At 52.2% G+C, this 19,511-nt stretch carries 18 protein-coding genes; 8 read left to right on the top strand and 10 right to left on the bottom strand.

The features are described from left to right. Positions 1-46: 46 nt before the first annotated feature. Complete coding sequence (gene fabB, locus BIY29_RS08435; RefSeq protein ID WP_121574698.1) at positions 47-1,261, bottom strand: beta-ketoacyl-ACP synthase I; 1,215 nt, start codon at positions 1,259-1,261, stop codon at positions 47-49. A gap of 159 nt (positions 1,262-1,420) precedes the next feature. On the opposite strand from fabB, the gene mnmC reads away from it, so the two are divergent. After that, complete coding sequence (gene mnmC / locus BIY29_RS08440) at positions 1,421-3,439, top strand: bifunctional tRNA (5-methylaminomethyl-2-thiouridine)(34)-methyltransferase MnmC2/FAD-dependent 5-carboxymethylaminomethyl-2-thiouridine(34) oxidoreductase MnmC1 (protein ID WP_121574699.1); 2,019 nt, start codon at positions 1,421-1,423, stop codon at positions 3,437-3,439. A 61-nt stretch (positions 3,440-3,500) separates the two neighbouring features. Here the strand turns inward: mnmC and BIY29_RS08445 are convergent, their stop codons facing one another. Genes BIY29_RS08445 through prmB form a run of 6 tightly spaced genes read right to left on the bottom strand, consistent with a single transcriptional unit; the run spans position 3,501 to position 8,099 of the window. Next, positions 3,501-3,788 carry a YfcL family protein gene (locus BIY29_RS08445; RefSeq protein WP_121574700.1) on the bottom strand — a complete coding sequence of 96 codons (288 nt, stop codon included), beginning with the start codon at positions 3,786-3,788 and terminating at the stop codon, positions 3,501-3,503. 34 nt (positions 3,789-3,822) lie between these two features. Beyond that, entirely contained in the window at positions 3,823-4,368 is a 546-nt protein-coding gene (locus BIY29_RS08450; RefSeq protein WP_205680320.1) for an elongation factor P hydroxylase, read from the bottom strand. 11 nt (positions 4,369-4,379) lie between these two features. After that, complete coding sequence (locus tag BIY29_RS08455) at positions 4,380-5,183, bottom strand: sulfite exporter TauE/SafE family protein (RefSeq protein ID WP_121574702.1); 804 nt, start codon at positions 5,181-5,183, stop codon at positions 4,380-4,382. 3 nt (positions 5,184-5,186) lie between these two features. Beyond that, positions 5,187-6,032, bottom strand: coding sequence for a penicillin-insensitive murein endopeptidase (gene mepA, locus BIY29_RS08460; RefSeq protein WP_121574703.1), 846 nt, complete (start codon positions 6,030-6,032; stop codon positions 5,187-5,189). 6 nt (positions 6,033-6,038) lie between these two features. Further along, entirely contained in the window at positions 6,039-7,124 is a 1,086-nt protein-coding gene (gene aroC, locus BIY29_RS08465; protein ID WP_121574704.1) for a chorismate synthase, read from the bottom strand. A gap of 42 nt (positions 7,125-7,166) precedes the next feature. After that, on the bottom strand, positions 7,167-8,099 hold the full coding sequence (prmB, locus tag BIY29_RS08470; protein ID WP_121574705.1) for a 50S ribosomal protein L3 N(5)-glutamine methyltransferase: 933 nt from the start codon (positions 8,097-8,099) through the stop codon (positions 7,167-7,169). 171 nt (positions 8,100-8,270) lie between these two features. Here prmB and smrB point away from each other — a divergent pair, with 171 nt between their 5' ends. After that, a complete protein-coding gene (gene smrB / locus BIY29_RS08475) occupies positions 8,271-8,813 on the top strand; it encodes an endonuclease SmrB (protein ID WP_121574718.1) in 543 nt (180 codons plus the stop codon). Between the two features lie 56 nt (positions 8,814-8,869). Here smrB and sixA read toward each other — a convergent pair whose 3' ends face one another. Continuing rightward, complete coding sequence (gene sixA, locus BIY29_RS08480) at positions 8,870-9,346, bottom strand: phosphohistidine phosphatase SixA (protein ID WP_121574706.1); 477 nt, start codon at positions 9,344-9,346, stop codon at positions 8,870-8,872. Between the two features lie 674 nt (positions 9,347-10,020). On the opposite strand from sixA, the gene BIY29_RS08485 reads away from it, so the two are divergent. The 5 genes from BIY29_RS08485 to BIY29_RS08505 all read left to right on the top strand — a co-directional run bounded on the left by BIY29_RS08485 (position 10,021) and on the right by BIY29_RS08505 (position 15,326). Further along, a complete protein-coding gene (locus BIY29_RS08485) occupies positions 10,021-10,566 on the top strand; it encodes a Csu type fimbrial protein (RefSeq protein WP_121574707.1) in 546 nt (181 codons plus the stop codon). Positions 10,567-10,597: 31 nt separating this feature from the next. Then, a complete protein-coding gene (locus BIY29_RS08490) occupies positions 10,598-11,128 on the top strand; it encodes a Csu type fimbrial protein (protein ID WP_121574708.1) in 531 nt (176 codons plus the stop codon). Positions 11,129-11,200: 72 nt separating this feature from the next. Then, complete coding sequence (locus BIY29_RS08495; RefSeq protein WP_240630043.1) at positions 11,201-11,938, top strand: fimbrial biogenesis chaperone; 738 nt, start codon at positions 11,201-11,203, stop codon at positions 11,936-11,938. Between the two features lie 24 nt (positions 11,939-11,962). Next, the gene (locus tag BIY29_RS08500) at positions 11,963-14,356 is read left to right on the top strand and encodes a fimbria/pilus outer membrane usher protein (RefSeq protein WP_420808411.1); all 2,394 of its coding nucleotides are present in this window, start codon (positions 11,963-11,965) and stop codon (positions 14,354-14,356) included. 4 nt (positions 14,357-14,360) lie between these two features. After that, positions 14,361-15,326 carry a Csu type fimbrial protein gene (locus tag BIY29_RS08505; RefSeq protein WP_121574710.1) on the top strand — a complete coding sequence of 322 codons (966 nt, stop codon included), beginning with the start codon at positions 14,361-14,363 and terminating at the stop codon, positions 15,324-15,326. A 138-nt stretch (positions 15,327-15,464) separates the two neighbouring features. Here BIY29_RS08505 and BIY29_RS08510 read toward each other — a convergent pair whose 3' ends face one another. Continuing rightward, positions 15,465-15,761 (bottom strand): YfcZ/YiiS family protein, encoded by a 297-nt coding sequence (locus tag BIY29_RS08510; protein ID WP_121574711.1) that lies wholly within the window; start codon positions 15,759-15,761, stop codon positions 15,465-15,467. A 389-nt stretch (positions 15,762-16,150) separates the two neighbouring features. Here BIY29_RS08510 and fadL point away from each other — a divergent pair, with 389 nt between their 5' ends. Continuing rightward, positions 16,151-17,422: a long-chain fatty acid transporter FadL gene (gene fadL, locus BIY29_RS08515; RefSeq protein ID WP_121574712.1), complete on the top strand. Its 1,272-nt coding sequence runs from the start codon at positions 16,151-16,153 to the stop codon at positions 17,420-17,422. Positions 17,423-17,612: 190 nt separating this feature from the next. On the opposite strand, the gene mqo is transcribed toward fadL, so the two are convergent. Next, the gene (gene mqo, locus BIY29_RS08520) at positions 17,613-19,202 is read right to left on the bottom strand and encodes a malate dehydrogenase (quinone) (RefSeq protein ID WP_121574713.1); all 1,590 of its coding nucleotides are present in this window, start codon (positions 19,200-19,202) and stop codon (positions 17,613-17,615) included. Positions 19,203-19,511 lie beyond the last annotated feature (309 nt).

Consider the following 19,511-nt stretch of genomic DNA (forward strand, 5'->3'; position numbering starts at 1 on the left):
TAAATCACCGCGGGCATGTCGCCCGCCCGCGATGATGATTTATTGATTACTTCTCGAACTTACTCATCACCAGCGTGGCATTGGTGCCGCCGAAACCGAAACCGTTCGACATCACGGTAGTCAGCTTGCGCTCCGTCGGTTCGGTAATGATATTCATGCCAACCGCATGTTCATCCAGCGTTTCCACGTTGATGCTCGGCGCAATAAAACCGTGCTCCAGCATCAACAGGGTATAAATCGTTTCATGAACGCCCGCCGCCCCCAGGGAGTGACCGGTCATCGCTTTGGTGGCGGAAATAGCCGGAATGTTGTTGCCGAATACTTCACGAATCGCCCCCAGCTCTTTCACATCACCGACCGGGGTAGACGTACCGTGGGTGTTGATGTAATCAATCGGCGCATCCACACCCTGCAATGCCATCTTCATGCAGCGCATAGCGCCTTCCCCTGACGGGGCAACCATGTCCGCACCGTCAGACGTGGCGCCATAGCCGATAATCTCAGCATAGATGTGCGCACCACGCGCCAGCGCATGTTCCAGCTCTTCAACCACCACGATACCGCCACCGCCGGCGATAACGAAACCATCACGGTCGGCATCATAAGTACGGGACGCTTTTTCCGGCGTCTCGTTGTATTTGGTAGACAGCGCGCCCATAGCGTCAAACTCACAGGCCATTTCCCAGCACAACTCTTCACCGCCGCCAGCAAATACCACGTCCTGTTTGCCCAGTTGGATCATCTCTACCGCATTACCGATACAGTGGGCGGAAGTTGCGCAGGCGGAACTGATGGAATAGTTGACGCCACGGATTTTAAACGGCGTGGCCAGACAGGCGGAAACACCCGATGCCATAGATTTAGTGACCATATACGGCCCCACGCCGCGCAGGCCTTTCGCCCGCATACCGTCGGTGCCGGCAACCTGGTTACGCGGAGAACCGCCGCCGGAACCTACGATCAAACCGGTACGATCATTGGAAACCTGATCGTCGTTCAGCCCGGAATCTTTAATCGCCTGTTCCATAGACAGATAGGCATAAATCGATGCATCACTCATAAAACGCACCACTTTGCGATCGATGAGGCCGGTGGTGTCCAGTTTGACATTACCCCAGACGTGACTACGCATACCGGAATCTTTCAGCTCCTGAGAGAAAGTAATACCCGAGCGGCCTTCCCGCAAAGATGCCAGAACTTCCTGCTGGTTATTACCTATGCTTGATACGATCCCCAGGCCAGTAATCACTGCACGTTTCATTCAATACCTCTTCCACTTATAAAATTTGGGATTTCGCCTCGCACTTTAGCGTACAGTTGTAAGCTGAACAAGTCCGATCAGCCGAACTTTTACTAAATTTGCGCCCCGACATTCAGCCCGTTAAAATCGCGTCACCGCTTGAATAATGAGTCAGTTGCCGTGAATAACCGCCGCATCCAACAAGCATCATTGAGCTGGAACGAACAGGGTACACCTGTATCGCAACAGTTTAATGACGTCTATTTTTCCAATCAGAATGGGCTGGCGGAAACCCGTTATGTGTTTTTAACAGGTAATCAGTTTCCCGACCGTTTTATCACGCATTCGCGTGCAAGTTGCGTGGTGGCGGAAACCGGTTTCGGCACCGGGCTTAATTTTCTGGCGCTGTGGCAGGCCTTTGACGATTTCCGCACTCAGTCACCGCAGGCAACCTTACGCCGCCTGCATTTCATCAGCTTCGAGAAATTTCCGCTGCGCCAGCATGATCTGGCGGCGGCACATGCCCAATGGCCCGAATTGGCAGGCTATGCTGAAGCATTACGCCAGCAGTGGCCGTTACCTTTGCCGGGCTGCCATCGTCTGATACTGGCGCAGGGGAGCATCACACTTGATCTCTGGTTTGGTGATGTGAATACGCTATTGCCAACATTGGATGACTCGCTGAATCATCAGGTTGATGCCTGGTTCCTCGATGGTTTCGCGCCGTCCAAAAACCCGGACATGTGGACGGATAACCTGTTTCACGTTATGGCGCGCCTGTGCCGCCGACAGGGAACTTTTGCCACCTTTACCGCCGCCGGGTTTGTGCGCCGGGGGTTACAGCAGGCGGGTTTTATCGTCGGTAAAGTCAAAGGATTTGGGCAGAAACGCGACATGTTGAGCGGATACCTGCCCGAATGCCTTCCTGCCCCATCCCCATCGCCCTGGTATGCACGGCCAGCAGCCACGGCAACCAATGATATCGCCATTATCGGCGGCGGTATTGCCGGTATTTTAACCGCGCTGGCCCTGCAAAGGCGCGGCGCAAAAGTGACGCTGTACTGTGCCGATCGGCAACCGGCACTGGGCGCTTCAGGTAACCGGCAGGGCGCGCTGTATCCGCTATTGAACAACCAGCATGATGCACTCTCACGCTTTTTCGCCGCCGCATTCACTTTTGCCCGTCGTCAATATTCTGAATGGGCGGCGCAGGGATTATCCTTTGAACATCAATGGTGTGGCGTGAGCCAACTGGCCTACGACGAAAAAATCGCCGGCAAAATCGCGCAGATCTTACAGGGTGACTGGCCGCCGGAACTGGTCTATGGCGTCACGGCGGAGCAGTTGGAAACGCTGAACGGCTTAACGCTCGGCGCGGGCGGTATTACCTACCCCGATGGCGGCTGGCTTTGCCCGGCAGAACTCACCGCATCGGCACTGCTACTGGCCCGGCAACAAGGGCTGGTTGTCCATATGAAAACCGCCGTTTCAGCGTTTGAACACACCGCCGCCGGCTGGTTATTAACCCTGAATGACAGCCAGCAGGCCGGGCATTCCACGCTTATTCTGGCTAATGGCTATCAGTTGCCGGACTGGGAGCAAACCCGCCATCTACCCTGCTACGCGGTTCGAGGTCAGGTCAGCCATATTCCGACCACGCCGGCGCTACGGCGGCTGAAACAGGTGCTGTGTTATGACGGCTATCTGACGCCGGTCAGCCCGCAGCATCAAGGGCACTGTATCGGCGCCAGCTACCAACGCGGCGATACCGCCACCGATTACCGGGAAAATGAGCAACAGGAAAATCGCCAGCGGCTGCTGAACTGTCTGCCGCAGGCGCAATGGGCGCAGCAGATTGATATGAGCGGCCGTCAGGCCCGTCAGGGGGTACGCTGCGCGCTGCGCGATCACTTACCGTTAGTGGGCGCGGTTCCCAACTATCAACAAACGCTTGCCTGTTATCAGCATCTATTACCACAGCGGTGTGCCACAGAAAAACTCCCGCCAGCGCCAGTCTTCCCTGACCTGTTCATCATTGGCGCTTTAGGTTCGCGTGGACTATGCTCTGCGCCGCTGGCGGCAGAGATCCTGGCCTCCCAAATTTATGCGGAACCTTTGCCGCTGGATAGCGAAACGCTGGCCGCGCTGAACCCTAATCGTTTTTGGATAAGAAAATTACTGAAAGGCAGACCGGTGTAGAAACAAGCGTTACGCTTTAAAAGGAATGGTGCTGGCAGAACCAGCACAGCACCGGAAGATATTAGTGTGTTTGCTGGCTCTGCGCCTGTTGGAACAACGTCTCCCACATGCGGTTGACCAGAATCTGATCCGGCGGGGAAAGCTCGCCGTTTTTTATTGCTTTATCAATATTTTCACTGACCCGCCTATGCAGATCCTCTAGCGTATGTTCGCCGTTTTCCTCGACTTGCGCCACTGATACAGTCAAATGACCTCGCAAATAGCCGCTGGCAAAAAGTTCATCGTCGCTGGCATGTTCCACCATGTCATCAATCAGCGCCAGAATACGCGTCTCAAATTCTGCGATCATCTATCATCCTCGATTAATCAGTGCCTACCCTTATTCAGCAGAGATCGGCGGGGTACGGAAAGCTCGCTGCCGTCAGCGGCGGCGTATGGTAAAACGATTGTAACGCGTTAATAAAGCGGGCAGGCCGCGGCGGGATCCCCTGCTGTAGATAAAGCATCACCTGCGCATGAACCCGGCGTTGAAAATCAATGCGATCCGGTTCGCTGTCGCCGTTCAGGTTGTCGCAACTGACGTTAAACGGAAAACCGGCTGCCACGCAGAATAGCCAGTCGAACGCCTGGGGTTTAATCTCGACGGACTCAAACCGGGACTGCGTATCAGCATCACGCCCGTCCGGGCAATACCAGTAGCCAAAATCGACCTGCAAGCGCCGTTGCTCACCGGCAATACACCAATGAGAAATTTCGTGTAGCGCGCTGGCATAGAAGCCGTGCGCAAAGATAACCCGATGATACGGCACCTGCTCGTCGGCGGGCAGGTAGATTGGCTCATCGTCACCTTTAATCAGGCGCGTGTTGTACTCAGCGCTGAAGCAATCATCAAAGATATCAATTAATTGCTGGTAATGGTGGAGATCCATATTGTTCGTCGTCATGAGAAAAATTGCCCCAGCCAGCCTGCGATCTCACCGCCGTGGCTGTCATAAATCAGTTTGCAACTCATGATGGCGGAAACCGCCACCAGCATAGGACGGATCAGTTTTTGTCCTTTGCTCAATACCATGTTGGCGCCGATACGCGCGCCAATAAACTGCCCCGCCAGCATCACCATGCCCAGTCCCCACACCACTTTTCCGCCGAGCATAAAGAACAGCAGCCCACCGAAATTAGAGGTGAAATTGAGGATTTTGGCATGTGCCGTCGCCTTTGCCAGATTAAAACCGCTCAGGGTGACAAAAGCCAGCGCATAAAAAGATCCGGCGCCCGGCCCGAAAAATCCGTCATAGAATCCGACGCCGCAGCCGGCAACTATCGCAAAAGGCACGGCGGACAGACGGCGCTGGCGGTCTTCATCGCCGATCTTTGGCGACAGCAGGAAATAGAGCCCGATGCCAATGATCAGCAGCGGCAGCAACTGTCGCAGAAAATCAGCATGGATCTGCTGAATCAGCCAGGCGCCAAAGGTTGAACCCACAAACGTCAAGGCAATCGCCAGTTTTTGTTCGCTCAGATTGACCGCCCGGCGGCGGATAAAATACAGACTGGCGGAAAACGAACCGCCCATCGATTGAAGTTTATTGGTCGCCAACGCCTGTGCGGGCGACAGCCCAACGGCAAGTAAAGCAGGTACGCTCAATAACCCGCCGCCACCGGCGATGGAATCAATAAACCCGGCCAACATGGCGACGAAAAACAGAATACCCAACATTTCAGGCCCGACGACAAACCAATCCATGACTTATTCCGCTGCAAAATGTCTGTCGACCAAAGCCTGACAAGACGGTGGTAAAGGGGGAGGAGCTGTTTTGACCGGTGCTTCACGCCCCGGCTGCTTAGGCTGGAACCAGCTGGTTAATTCAGCGCCGCAGCCATCACCGGCTGGCGGCAATTCCTGATCCTGGCACTCCAGGCTATCAGCCGGACACCGCAGGCGAACGTGCATGTGCGCACGATGCCCAAACCAGGGGCGAACCTTGCGCAACCAGTCACGATCCTGACCGGCCTCGCTGCACAGTTGTTTTTTTATCGCCGGATTGACGAAAATACGCGTCACTTCACTATCTTGCGCGGCCAGCTTCACCAGCGTCGTCACTTCCGGCTGCCAGACGCGTGGATTAATCTGGCGCCCGTTTGCCATCACCAGATCAATCGGCTGAGGGTTTAGCAGTTGCTGCTGGCTCCAGCGCTGTTTTGGTAATTGCAGCCAGATATCCACATCCAGACCGGACTGATGGCTGGCATGGCCGCTACTGAAGCGCCCGCCGACCGGCATCCCCATATCGCCGATTAATACATTGCCCGCGGTACGCCGCTTGACCGCTGAACTCAGACGGGTAATAAACGCCAGCAGATCAGGGTGGCCAAAATAGCGCCGTTGATCGACGCGCATAACCTGATAATCAGGCGATAGCAGCGGCAGTGATTGAGCGCCAATAATACAACCATTGGAAAAACTGCCGATGGCCTGAGACGTTCCCGCCACCGGGTGCGTCATTTCCTGCCAGGGGGTTTTTGCCCACCCTGTTTTCATCCACAATGGCGCGCTGAACGCCAGGGCGATAACCCCAATTAACCCTTTTCTCATTATGTGTTACCAACGGGGAACCTGACTCACCACATCCCCACACTGCGCACGCTGGCGCAGCAGGTGATCCATTAGTACAATCGCCATCATCGCTTCGGCGATCGGCACGGCCCGGATACCCACGCAGGGATCGTGACGCCCACGGGTGACCATTTCCGTCGCTTCCCCCTGACGGTTAATGGTCTGTCCCGGCACCATAATGCTGGAGGTCGGTTTCAGCGCCAGATGAGCAATAATCTGCTGTCCGCTGCTGATGCCGCCTAAAATACCGCCGGCGTGATTGCTCTGGAACCCCTGCGGGGTAATCTCATCGCGGTTTTCACTGCCGCGTTTCGTCACTACCGCAAAACCGTCGCCAATTTCCACCCCTTTCACCGCATTGATGCTCATTAGCGCATGGGCCAGATCGGCATCCAGACGATCGAACACCGGTTCGCCCAACCCGGCGGGAACAGACTCGGCCACCACACTGACCCTGGCGCCGATCGAATCCCCCTCTTTTTTCAATGCCCGCATCAGTTCATCCAATGCCTCCAGCTTGTCGGCATCCGGGCAGAAGAAAGGGTTTTGCTCAACCAGATCCCAATCTTTTAATTCACAGCTCACATCCCCGATCTGGGCCAGATAGCCACGGATCGTCACGCCGTGTTGCTGTTGCAGATATTTTTTCGCTATCGCGCCAGCGGCAACGCGCATCGCGGTTTCGCGGGCTGAAGAGCGGCCACCGCCGCGATAATCCCGCAGGCCATATTTTTGTTCATAGGTGTAGTCCGCATGACCGGGGCGAAAAACATCTTTAATCGCACTGTAGTCCTGCGAGCGCTGGTCGGTGTTTTCAATCAGTAAACCAATACTGGTTCCGGTGGTGACACCATCAAAAACGCCGGACAGAATGCGCACCTGATCAGCTTCACGACGCTGCGTCGTATAACGGGACGTTCCCGGCCTGCGGCGATCCAGATCGTGTTGCAGATCCGCTTCCGTCAGCGGGATCCCCGGCGGCACGCCGTCAACAACACAACCCAAAGCAATTCCGTGGGACTCACCAAATGTGGTGACGCGGAAAAACTGCCCAATACTGTTTCCTGCCATCACGACTCCTTAGCGTATGCATCTATAGTTAATGACCACGGGTTAGTCGCGGTAACTGCTGAAATATTTATTACCCTCAATCAACTGAGACTTGGTCAGCATAAACACCCCTTCCCCGCCGTTCTCAAACTCCAGCCAGGTGAAGGGGATATCAGGGTATTGATCGATCAGGTGCACCATACTGTTGCCCACTTCGCAAATCAGCACACCGTCGTCACTGAGGTAATCCGGCGCACAAGCCAGAATACGGCGCACCAGCTTCAGGCCATCACTGCCTGCCGCCAACCCCAATTCCGGCTCATAGCGGAATTCCTGCGGCAGATCCGACATATCCTCTTCATCGACATAAGGCGGATTGGTGACAATCAGGTCGTATTGGATAGCGGGCAATTCGCGGAACAGATCGGAACGAATGGGAGTAACACGATGTTCCAGACCATGTTGCTGGATGTTCTGCTCGGCAACCGCCAGCACATCGCTGGAGATATCCACCGCGTCCACTTCCGCCTGCGGAAAAGCGCTGGCGCAGGCTATCGCAATACAGCCACTGCCGGTGCACATATCCAGAATATGGCCGGGCGCTTTTGGCAGCAGTTGGCCGAAATAATCGCTGATGAGTTCGCCAATGGGTGAACGCGGCACCAGAACCCGCTCGTCAACATAAAATTCCAGACCACAAAACCAGGCCTTATTGGTCAGATACGCCACCGGGATGCGTTCATTTACCCGGCGGATAACGCGCTCAACAATACGATGACGCTCGCTGGAGGTTAAACGGGAAGTATACATATCTTCTGGAATATCAAGCGGTAAGAACAGGCTGGGCAGAACCAGTTGGACAGCTTCATCCCAGGGATTATCCGTACCGTGACCATAATAGACATTGGCTGCGTTAAACCGACTGACCGCCCAGCGCAACATATCCTGAATGGTATGAAGATCGCTGATGGCTTCATCGACGAAAATTTTGTCCAAGGTTGTCCTCCGCAGACACATCTGAATGGAAAAACGGCGTCTAGTTTGCCATGAAGCCCACGACAAATCAGTAGTTATAACGCGTAGCACTAAAGGTTAGGCCGACTTTTATTTAGCGACGGGAGAGAGAAAAGGTAAACTGACTGAATGTTGATGCAGGGTGAACGACCGATGAATAATAAATATTCGCTGAATGACGAAGAATTGCAGCTTTTTCGTACATCCGTCTCCGGCACTAAAAAATTACGCCAGGATACCTATACTCATAAACCCGTGCGTCGCAAACCCGGCGAGCTGCCTCCCAGGCGGGTATTGCAGGAACAGGTCGATGCCAGTTTTTACTTTTCAGACGAATTTCAGCCGCAATTGGAAAGCGAAGGGCCAACACGTTACGTTCGCCCTGGCGCCAGCCATTATGAATTGAAAAAACTACGGCGAGGGGATTATTACCCGGAGTTGTTTCTCGACCTGCATGGCCTGACCCAGTTGCAGGCAAAACAGGAACTGGGGGCATTACTGGCCGCCTGCCGACGGGAACATGTGTATTGCGCCTGCGTGATGCATGGTCACGGCAAGCACATTCTCAAACAGCAGACACCGCTGTGGCTGGCGCAACATCCCGATGTTCTGGCTTTCCATCAGGCGCCCAAAGAGTTTGGCGGGGACGCCGCCTTGCTGGTGCTGGTCGCGCTGGAAGCCCCCACGATTGAGTAACCCGGGCTGCATTAAATCAATGCAGCCTGATAAACGGTACGGCGGCTATAAATGCCTCACACCGGCAACTGAGAGGGACTCATCTGCCAGTCGCACGCACCGTGACCTGATTGCGCATCAATGCTCACACAAGCAATGGCAGAGGTAGCAAACATGGGGGCGGTTTCATCAGGGCATAATTCCGCCACCAGATAGCCGACTAAAGGGAGATGAGAGATCACCAGCACGGCTTCCGTCCCTTCCCTTGCCAGGGTTTGCAGGTAATAACCGACTAATTTGGCATCTCCGCCGGGGGTCAGCTCAGGCAAACATTCATCACCTTCAGGCAGAGACAAAATACTCCGAATCGCGGCTAACGTTTGCTGCGCCCGCAGGTAAGGGCTTACCAGGATACAGTCAATATCAACCGCCTGGTTATCCAGCCAAAACGCCATTTTTCGTGACTCATCACAGCCCCGTGCGCTCAAGGGGCGCTGCGCATCGCTGGCTGCATCGGGTACTGCATCACCATGACGCATAATCAAAACTTGCATATTACACCGCTATGTTGACGAAAATACTGTAATTAAAACGCTTATAAAGCAGTGACTTGAATTAGGATAATGGTTCAAGCCAGCACCATTTTAAGCTCACAAGGAGAGGGGATTATCGCAGATATACGCGGTAAATTTAATTGCTAAATAAACAGAGTTTTGCCTGAACGCGTTCATCAGTTTGAAAAAAACATAACAAGGTGATTTTTAGATAAAAAAACCAGACTTTAAACACAATCAAGAACAAAAAACCAATTAATAATCAATTAATATTAATTAAAACTTTTTTAACCAAAACCAAAGCAATACTGTTGAGATATTTTGATTCAGCTTCTATCTTTATCTTTATATGGTTAATTTTCTTATCAAATAACAACGAGTGAAAAATATGGCATTAAACTGAATGCAGGAGTAAATAGTTAATCTTTTAAAGGATAAACAAGATAACGGAAGCCACGATATTAATTATTTCCCCCGCAGTCATTCTCTTGTTTTTTTCGTCAAGCATTACCATTATCGCTGCTCAAAAATAATTAATACCATCTGCATAATGAATTAACTGAATAGGGATTAATAAAACTGAATACGCTGATTTTATTAACCGGCATCAAATTAAATTTGACCTTATTTCTTTACTGGCAAAATACATGCAGTGCCAATATGAAGGAATCGCAATGAACACGATGAAAACCCTCTGGTCCCCTCTGGCGGCGTTGCTGACGCTGGCTGTCGCATCAAACGCTCACAGTGAAACCATCACCGGCAATATCGGGGTGACACTAACCATTACTGCAGCCTGCACCGTGGATAATGGCGCGGGCGCGGGCGGCACATGGGGCACCATCGACTTCGGTTCTTACAGTAGTCTGTCCGCCAATATTGACGGAGAAACAACCAGTACGGCGGGAACGGGTCTGACCGTTACCTGCTCGGCGGACACGCCGGCTACCGTCCATATCGGCGCCGGAGCAAATGACGACACCACAAGGAGACTGGCTCCCCCCAGTGCAGGCGGCTATTTTATCCCTTATCGCTTGTACACTGACGCTGGCAGGGCAACGGAAATCCCCCTTTCCAGCGCAACCGGTATTTCATTGACCTCCACCGGCGTCTCCCAGTCTGTTCCTGTGTATGCCCGCATCCTGCCCAGCGATCAAACCGTTTTAGCCCCAACCGCCGGCACCTATACGGATACCGTTGCCGCCACTATTGAGTGGTAACAACCGTTTGCCCAGGTTCAGGAATAGCAGGATGTTTACCCAGCAGACGCCGACACTGCTCTTGTCTGTTGCCCTTTGCTCTTTCCAGAGTGCCGCACTGACGGTAAGCAGCACGTTTATCGTCAGTGCGGACATACAGAAAGGGTGCGCTTTTGGCAGTGATGTCAGTAATAGTCAACCAGACATGGGCGCCATTAATTTCGGCACGCAAAGCGCATCAGCAACCAATGTCGACGTAGCCAGCACCGCGGGAGGCGGTTCGATTGTCGTCACCTGCACACCAGGCATAGCCATCTCCATTGAGCTGGATTACGGGCTGCACAGCACAAGCAGCTCGCAGCGTTACGTGATGAATACGACGGGGACCACCTCCCTCCCTTATCAGCTTTACCGTGATTCGGCCCGTACGCAGGTGTGGGGAACCGGTGATTTGGCGATGAGCATTTCATCTTTTCCCACCACGACCCAGACCTACACCGTTTATGCACGATACTTTGGCGCCACTCCCCTGCCATCGGCCGGGGAATATACCGATAACGTGACCATCAGTCTGACCTATTAAAATAAGCATGGTAGGCGTATGAAAATAACAGTAGTGAAATTTATTCAATTAGTTACCTGGCTTTTGGCTATCATGAGCACCTCATGTTTTGCCGCCAGCAGTATTCTTGTCTGGCCTATCTATCAGGTTATTGAATCCGATGAAAACAGTTCTGCCTTATGGTTGGAAAATAAAGGCAGCGCACCGGTCAGGCTGCAAATTCGGATTATGTCCTGGAAGCAAATTGATTTTAAGGATCGCTACGCAGAACAAAAAGAAGTCATTGTCACACCGCCGTTTACCACACTGGAGCCGGGGAAACGTCATATGGTGCGTCTGATGCGTACCGCACCCGCCCCGGCCAATACTGAACGTTCATACCGCATTATCATTGATGAAATCAGTGATCCCTATGCCAAAGAGCAGGCCTCCCCTCAGATGGGGATCCAATTTCAGATGCGCTATCTGCTGCCGCTGTTTATTGACGGAGAAGGAATATGGACGCAAGTGCGCCCAGGGAAAAAACGTGTCAACAGCCAACCCGCCATGCCCGATCTGTACTGGAGCATCACCTCGGTCACGGGGAAACCCTACCTTTATATCCGTAATCAGGGAGCAGTACACGCACGACTGAGTCATGTGTTCTGGTCATCATCCCAGGATGGAAAAGGCAGCAAGATTCTGATGACCGAGGGTTTTTTAGGGTATGTCTTGCCAAAACAGGAAATGCGCTGGCCTTTACCTGCCGGTATACCCACACCGGGGGCGTCCCTGCAACTCTTTACCAATTTGTCGGATATTGCTGACCCGGTACTGATTAAACGTAAATAACGCGCTTTTATTAGCAGGGATACCATGAAGCCCGTCATCAATATGAGAATTTATGCCATTTTGACACCGGACTTATTGTTGGCGACGGTCATCTGTTTATTTTTTTATTCATCTTCTCTTTATGCTGAAGAATATACCGATTTACCCGCGCCCCCACGCGCCCAGCCATCGAACACCGACGCCATCTACTATTTAACCATTGCGGTTAATGGTCAAAGTAATCGTACCGTTGTGCCGGTTAATTATCGCCAGGGCGATTATTATATAGAAGCCGCAGTGCTTATCCAAAACAACATCAGGTTGCCCGCACAGACATCGGGCCTGGTTAACGTAACTCGTCTGCCTGAGGTTACGGTGGAATATGATCCCAGTCAGCAACAGCTAAAACTGACCGTCCCCGTCTCCTGGTTACCTGCTCAGAATGTTGAAAACAGCAGTACGGGTACGGAACGTATATTGCCGCGCAGCAGTCCGGGCCTGCTGTTTAACTACAATGCCTACTATTCTTCCCCGTCTGGCGGTAGCAACTCGCTTAATACCTGGATGGAGCAACGCTTTTTCAGTGACTACGGCATCTTATCCAACACCGGTATTTACAACATCACCACAGGAAACAGCGCAAGTGGCCGCCGTGATGGTTACCGCCGTTATGACACCTACTGGCGATACAGCGAAAGCGAACGAATGCTCACCTATCAGGTGGGCGATTTGATCAGCAATTCGCTGACCTGGAGTAACTCGGTGCGTATGGGGGGGGTACGCATCAGCCGGAATTTTAACCTACGTCCCGACATCGTAACCTATCCGCTATTGCAGTACAGCGGTTCAGCGGCGGTTCCCAGCACGGTGGATCTGTTTATCAACGGGTATAAGGCGAACAGTTCAACCCTCAACCCCGGCCCTTTCACCCTGACCAACACCCCGTATCTCAACGGGGCAGGTGAAGCGACGGTCATCACCACCGACGTTCAGGGGCGGCAGGTTTCCACCACCATCCCGTTTTATGTTTCCAATACGCTTCTGCGTACGGGACTGAGCGATTTCGACCTTTCAATCGGCGTACTACGCCAGGACTACGGATTCAGGAATGAATCCTACTCATCCGCACCGGCCTTCAGCGGTATTTATCGCTACGGACTGACCAACTGGTTAACGCTGTCAACCCATGCGGAAGCGATACAGGATCTTTATCTGGCAGGCGTGGGGACAGATTTTACCGTTGGCCGCTGGGGAACGCTCAGTTCGTCTTATAGCCAGAGCGAAAAAGAGGCCAGCGGACAGCAATATACCGTGGGCTATTCCTACTATACCCAACGGATTGGCCTGAATGTCCAGCATTCCAAACGCAGTGCCGAATATCGCGATTTAACCGTCGTCGATAATAAAAGCCATCTGAGCCGCCAGAACAATCAGGCCACCCTGAGCAGCCAACTCTTCGGCCAGGGAAACGGTACGGTGGGCATTGGCTATTTCGATATACAGTCTTTCGATCGGTCACGCGTCAAGTTGCTGAATGTGTCTTATACCCGGCAATTATGGAAAGGCAGTTCAGTCTATGCCGCCTTTAACAAAACACTGGGAGAAAATGGCTACAGCGCCCAGATCCAGTTGGTCATCCCCTTCGGCTCTAACAACACCGTCAATACGGGAGTCCAGCGTAACGCCAACGGGGATTATTCTTCGCGTATTGGCATCACCCGCTCCACACCGACCTATGGCGGATTCGGCTGGAACCTGGCTTATGCGGCGGGTAAGAATCCCTATCAGCAAGGATCATTGAGCTGGCGCGGGCCGTATAACCTGTTGCAAGGCGGCGTTTACGGTAATGAAGGCAATACCACGCAATGGGGAGAGGCCAGTGGTTCATTGATATACATGGACGGCGCGCTGTTCCCCAGTAACCGCATCAACGATGCCTTTATCGTGGTCGATACCGAAGGCTATGCAGGCGTGCCGGTCAAATACGAAAACCAGTTGGTTGGCGCCACCAACAAACGGGGTCATTTGCTGGTGCCGTGGGTAACGTCCAACTACCCGGCCAGGGTGGAAATTGATCCTTTACCACTGCCCGGCAATATTCATACCCCGCGCATAGAAGATCGCGTATCGGTAAAAGAGGGCAGCGGCATTGTAGTGACATTCCCGGTTCACAAGGTGCTTTCCGCCAATATCGCCTTACGCAATACCCAGGGGCAGCCGCTCGCTGTTGGCACCTGGATCACCGACGAGTCAAGCGGCGTCGCCAACATCAGCGGTCACGATGGATGGGTCTATTTCTCCAGCCTCGGCCTGTTTAACCGATTACGTTTTAAACAAGAAGACGGACAAAACTGCCTGGTTGAATTTTCTCTGTCGGCGTCGTCACCGGCAATGGAAAGTATCGGCCCGCTGACCTGTCAGACAGAGAAAAAAGGATAACGCTATGCTGAAAATTTCAGGATTACGCATAATGATTCTATTACTGGGGCTGGCAGGCTCGCAGTGCAGTTTTGCGGATTGCGAAGTATCATCCAGCACCACGACGCTTGGCCCGTATGCTTCTTCGGTCGTCGGGGTCGGCGGTACGCAACAGACCGTCACCTCCGGCAGCGGGTTTAGCTGTTCCGGCAGTACATTAAGCATTATCAGTACCAACACCATCAAGGCCACCATTATCGGCGATACCAACTCCAGCGGCAGCACCATGCGCTTGCGGCGTGATACCAGCAGCGACTATATTCCCTACAGTCTGTGTATGGATTCCGGTTGCGGCACGCTATATAACATTAATTCATCCTACACCTGGAGCAGCACCACCCTGCTGGGGATTCTGGGGTTATTCAATTCTTCAGACGGCACCATGCCCATCTACATCAGAACCAGCGTGGGCAATAACGTGGCGGCTGGAACCTATACCGATACAATTACCATGCAGTGGGATTACAGTCTCTGTGCTTTGGGAGTATTAGGTCTATGTATTTACGATAGTGGCACGCTCACCTCAACACTCAATCTGACACTCACCATCACCAATGATTGTGAAATCACCAGCGCCCCTGATGTCAGCTTTGGCACGGCGGCCCTGCCCGCTGATTTTCCCTCGATAAACAGTAGCCTGGGCGTACGCTGCACCAGTCTGGGCGCCTATACGGTGAAGCTGACCAGTTCGCACCCCGATGATGCCAACTGGCGCCGGATGACCGCCTCCGTTAATGGCAGCGATTATTATCTGCAATATCAGCTCTACCGTGCGGATAATACCGCCTGGACAGAAAACGCCGATTATTCAGGCACAGGAACCGGCATTGCACAGAGTATTCCCTATACCGCCCGCATCAACGCCAGCCAGGCCAACCAGCCTGCAGGCACCTATTCAGATACCGTCACCGTCGCCGTGACGATTAACTAGCGCCAGTAGGCTGCTCAAATGAAGAGATATCGTCCGTCACCGGATAAAACGTTTGCTGACAAACCCATAGCGGTGAGATCGAGATACCCGGGCTTATCGCACCGAGGGGCCATGCGGCCCCAGGGAATATCGCGAAAATTAACGCAGTCCAAGCTGGAAAATCAACGTTTCAGCCTGGCAGCTAAAAGTGAAATCAATGTCCAGCTTCACTCCGCCGTCCACGGTATCCAGCTTGCTGTCGATCTGGCACGGATCGGACTCCACCGCACGGGCTTTATCCGTCAGCACGTTCAGCATGGCTTCGGCCTCAGCCCGGTCGGTGAAGATTTTACTGTAAGACGCCGTGCAATCCGTATTATCCATCACGGTGCCAACATCTACGCAGCAGCAGGCAGCGGTTTCTTCAGCAGTACATTTGTTTATTACGTTTGTCATCATTCTTTCCTCTACGGCAGAGATCGGTACAACAGATATGGTCCAGTTCAAAAATTTCACTTTCTTGTCCATTCTACTCACCGGCTCGGTACAGCACTAGAACTTACGGCCAGCGGGGACATTTAGTGAGATCTGTCACACTCCAGTGTTATGTCAGAGTAAAATCCTGGTAATTTTCTGTCGTAAAAAATAACTAAATCGTTAAGCGGATCGATTATCACTATCGATTAACAAACATATTAATTACATTAATGTAACAATTTAATATTCCATACACAGACTTTGCCAACTGGTCTGCTTTGTCAGCGTGAGTGCGCCCCCTACAATGCGCGTCCCTTGTTACCTGGCGTAATAAAGTTAAATAACAAACCCATAAAGAGGTTTTGGTCATGAGCCAAAAAAACCTGTTACAACAATCCGCCATTGCTGTGGCAGCAGCGCTGGTTTGCACAAATGCATCCGCCGCTGGCTTCCAGCTCAACGAATATTCACCATCAGGCCTGGGGCGCGCATTTTCCGGTGAAGGCGTCGTCGCTGACAACGCCGCTTCCGGTAGCCGTAACCCGGCAACCATGACCCTGTTTGACCGCCCTTCTTTCTCTGGCGGCGTGACCTATATCAACCCGGATATTGACCTGAAGGGCGCCAGTTCATCTGGCCGCGATGCCAGCGCAAAGAATATCGCCCCGCACGCCTGGGTACCGAATCTGCATTTTATTATGCCGCTGAACCATCAATGGGCTATCGGTGCCTCCGCCGTGACCAACTACGGTCTGGCAACCGAGTTTAATGACAATTACAGCGCGGGTTCCATCGGCGGTCAAACCGATCTGGTGACGTCCAACCTGAACCTGAGCGCCGCGTATCGCCTAAATCAGCACATTAGTATTGGTTTGGGTGTGAATGCCGTTTATGCCGATGCGAAAATTGTGCGCACAGCCGGTGAATTAGGCCCTGCCTTTGGCTTGCAATCCTCATCTGAGCTTGCTCATCTTGAAGGTAAAGCTTGGGGCTACGGCTGGAACGCTGGCGTACTGTATGAAGTGGATGAAAACCATCGTTTTAGCCTGACCTATCGTTCCAAAGTCGATATCGATTTTAACGACGATTACCGCAATGACATTCCGGTGATGGCTGGCGGCACGGGTGGCGCAACCATCCCCGGCAAACTGACGCTAAATCTGCCGGAAATGTGGGAAGTGTCGGCCTACCACCGGGTCGCGCCAAAATGGGCGGTGCATTATGGCCTGGCCTACACCAGTTGGAGTCAGTTCCAGGCGCTAAAGGCAACCGGCAGCGACGGTCAGACGCTGTTCAATAAAGAAGAAGGCTTCCGTGATGCCTACCGTATCGCATTAGGCACCACTTATTACCATGACGATAACTGGACTTTCCGAACCGGTATCGCCTTTGACGACAGCCCGGTTCCCGCTGACAAGCGTTCTATTTCCATCCCGGATCAGGATCGCTTTTGGCTGAGTACAGGAACAACCTATGCATTCAACAAAAATGCGTCTATCGATGTCGGCGTTTCCTATATGCATGGACAAAAAGTGTCAATTAATGAACCAGTATCCGATACGTCAGGCTCGCCAACCTACCACCTCACCTCAAAAGGTAAAGCCTGGTTGTACGGCGTAAACGTTAACTACACTTTCTAATCCCTCGATTCAGTCTCGAACAGAAGGCGGGATCGCTCCCGCTGTCTGCGATACAAGATCTATCGTGCAGGCAGTGCACGGCGACAGTAGCGGCGTACGGGCGCCGCGTGGATGGGCAAAGAAGTGTCAGGGAGCTAGATATCAGAAAGGCCGCTCACGCGGCCTTCGACAAAGATGATACGCGCAACCGTTATTCCGGTTTTACTTCAATATAATTCAGATTTAACGTGCTGCTGGTGTAGCTGCGGATTTCATTGGTCAATTCAATATTACCGTTCAGCTTCTGACCGTAGGAAGGAATGATTTCCTTCAGTTTGGCCTGCCATTCTGGCGTGGCAACCTTATCTTTAAATACCCTTTCCATCAGGCTTAACATGATCGGAGCCGATGTGGACGCGCCAGGAGATGCCCCCAGCAGAGCAGCAATCGAACCATCCTTAGAGCTGACAATCTCGGTGCCTAACTTCAGTACGCCGCCTTTATCCGCCTCTTTCTTGATGACCTGTACACGCTGTCCGGCAACGGCCAGTTTCCAGTCCTCTTTCTTCGCCTCAGGGAAATATTCCTGCAAGGCGGCAAAGCGATCGTCATCATCCATCATCACCTGACTAATCAGGTACTTAACCAGATCGAAATTATCCAGGCCAACCTGAGCCATTGGTAAAATGTTAGACAGGGTAACTGAGTCAAATAAATCCCATAGCGAACCGTTTTTCAGGAACTTGCTGGAGAAAGTGGCAAATGGCCCAAACAACAGTACTGGCTTTCCGTCAAAAATACGGGTATCCAGATGCGGAACCGACATCGGCGGCGCACCAACCGAGGCTTTACCATAGACTTTCGCCATATGACGTTTCACCACTTCTGGATTATCCGTTACCAGGAATTCGCCACCGACCGGGAAACCACCGTAACCGTCAGCCTCTGGAATGCCGGATTTTTGCAGCAACTGCAATGCCGCACCGCCCGCGCCAATGAAGACAAACCTGGCCTTGATAACGCTTTCTTTCTCGCCGTTTTTCAGATCGGCATAGGTCACGTTCCAGGTGTTATCCGCATTACGCTTTATTGCTCTGACTTCAGCGTTGAGATGCAGCGCAAAATTCTGTTTTTTCTTCAGGGAGTCAACCAGTTGACGGGTAATTTCGCCGTAGTTTACATCCGTACCGATCGGCATACGGGTGGCGGCAATTTTCTGGGCCGGGTCGCGGCCTTCAATCACCAGAGGCGCCCACGCTTTAATCGTATTGGGATCTTCGGAGTACTCCATACCGCGGAACAGCGTACTGTGCTGCAACGCCTGATAACGCTTATTCAGGAAGCGGCTATTCTCATCCCCCCAGACGAAACTGATGTGAGGAACGCTGTTAATAAAAGAGTTGGGATCATGAAGAACACCATTCTTCACCTGATGCGACCAGAACTGGCGCGAAACTTCAAATGCTTCGCTGGTTTCTACCGCCTTACTGATATCGATAGGGTCGTTTTCATTCTCAGGCTCAGGCGTGTAGTTCAACTCCATAAAGGCCGAATGACCAGTTCCGGCGTTGTTCCAGCCGTTGGAACTCTCTTCCGCCACATTGTCCAAACGTTCGACCATATCGATTGACCAATCCGGCTGAAGCTCTTGCAAATAGACGCCAAGCGTCGAGCTCATAATACCGCCGCCAATCAGCACCACATCCGTGGTTTTATCCGTCGGGTTATTTTCTTCCGCCGTCGCCAGTGGGGAAATCCCAACCATGCTCAGGCATAAAATCATAGTGAGTAGTTTCTTCATGCTTATATCTCTATTCATTGAATTTTTATAATTGCAGGCAAATAGACTTTCCAGGCATCCCTTACCGTCAGCGAAACTATACTCCCCAAATGTTGGAAACAAATTATTGTAAGCCTTTTTTATTCATCAGGGTTTTAACAAAAAATTAGATTTCTTAGTCTTTTTCGAACTAAATGGCCCTCATATCTGTCGCGGAATGCGTACTTTTTATATCAGGGATGCCTATAAAAGTTAATGTAAAAAAATGAACACATACTACTTTAACAACATTCACTTAATAAATTAACAGTAGGTCGGTTGTTGACTAAA

Source organism: Brenneria alni (assembly GCF_003666245.1).
Classification (GTDB): Bacteria; Pseudomonadota; Gammaproteobacteria; order Enterobacterales; family Enterobacteriaceae; genus Brenneria; species Brenneria alni.

Excerpts from the sequence above, each read along its gene's own strand:
- fabB (WP_121574698.1), bottom strand. The coding sequence starts at position 1,261 with ATGAAACGTGCAGTGATTACTGGCCTGGGGATCGTATCAAGCATAGGT.
- BIY29_RS08445 (WP_121574700.1), bottom strand. The coding sequence starts at position 3,788 with ATGATCGCAGAATTTGAGACGCGTATTCTGGCGCTGATTGATGACATG.
- BIY29_RS08450 (WP_205680320.1), bottom strand. The coding sequence starts at position 4,368 with ATGGATCTCCACCATTACCAGCAATTAATTGATATCTTTGATGATTGC.
- BIY29_RS08455 (WP_121574702.1), bottom strand. The coding sequence starts at position 5,183 with ATGGATTGGTTTGTCGTCGGGCCTGAAATGTTGGGTATTCTGTTTTTC.
- mepA (WP_121574703.1), bottom strand. The coding sequence starts at position 6,032 with ATGAGAAAAGGGTTAATTGGGGTTATCGCCCTGGCGTTCAGCGCGCCA.
- aroC (WP_121574704.1), bottom strand. The coding sequence starts at position 7,124 with ATGGCAGGAAACAGTATTGGGCAGTTTTTCCGCGTCACCACATTTGGT.
- smrB (WP_121574718.1), top strand. The coding sequence starts at position 8,271 with ATGAATAATAAATATTCGCTGAATGACGAAGAATTGCAGCTTTTTCGT.
- sixA (WP_121574706.1), bottom strand. The coding sequence starts at position 9,346 with ATGCAAGTTTTGATTATGCGTCATGGTGATGCAGTACCCGATGCAGCC.
- BIY29_RS08485 (WP_121574707.1), top strand. The coding sequence starts at position 10,021 with ATGAACACGATGAAAACCCTCTGGTCCCCTCTGGCGGCGTTGCTGACG.
- BIY29_RS08490 (WP_121574708.1), top strand. The coding sequence starts at position 10,598 with ATGTTTACCCAGCAGACGCCGACACTGCTCTTGTCTGTTGCCCTTTGC.
- BIY29_RS08495 (WP_240630043.1), top strand. The coding sequence starts at position 11,201 with ATGAGCACCTCATGTTTTGCCGCCAGCAGTATTCTTGTCTGGCCTATC.
- BIY29_RS08500 (WP_420808411.1), top strand. The coding sequence starts at position 11,963 with ATGAAGCCCGTCATCAATATGAGAATTTATGCCATTTTGACACCGGAC.
- BIY29_RS08505 (WP_121574710.1), top strand. The coding sequence starts at position 14,361 with ATGCTGAAAATTTCAGGATTACGCATAATGATTCTATTACTGGGGCTG.
- BIY29_RS08510 (WP_121574711.1), bottom strand. The coding sequence starts at position 15,761 with ATGACAAACGTAATAAACAAATGTACTGCTGAAGAAACCGCTGCCTGC.
- fadL (WP_121574712.1), top strand. The coding sequence starts at position 16,151 with ATGAGCCAAAAAAACCTGTTACAACAATCCGCCATTGCTGTGGCAGCA.
- mqo (WP_121574713.1), bottom strand. The coding sequence starts at position 19,202 with ATGAAGAAACTACTCACTATGATTTTATGCCTGAGCATGGTTGGGATT.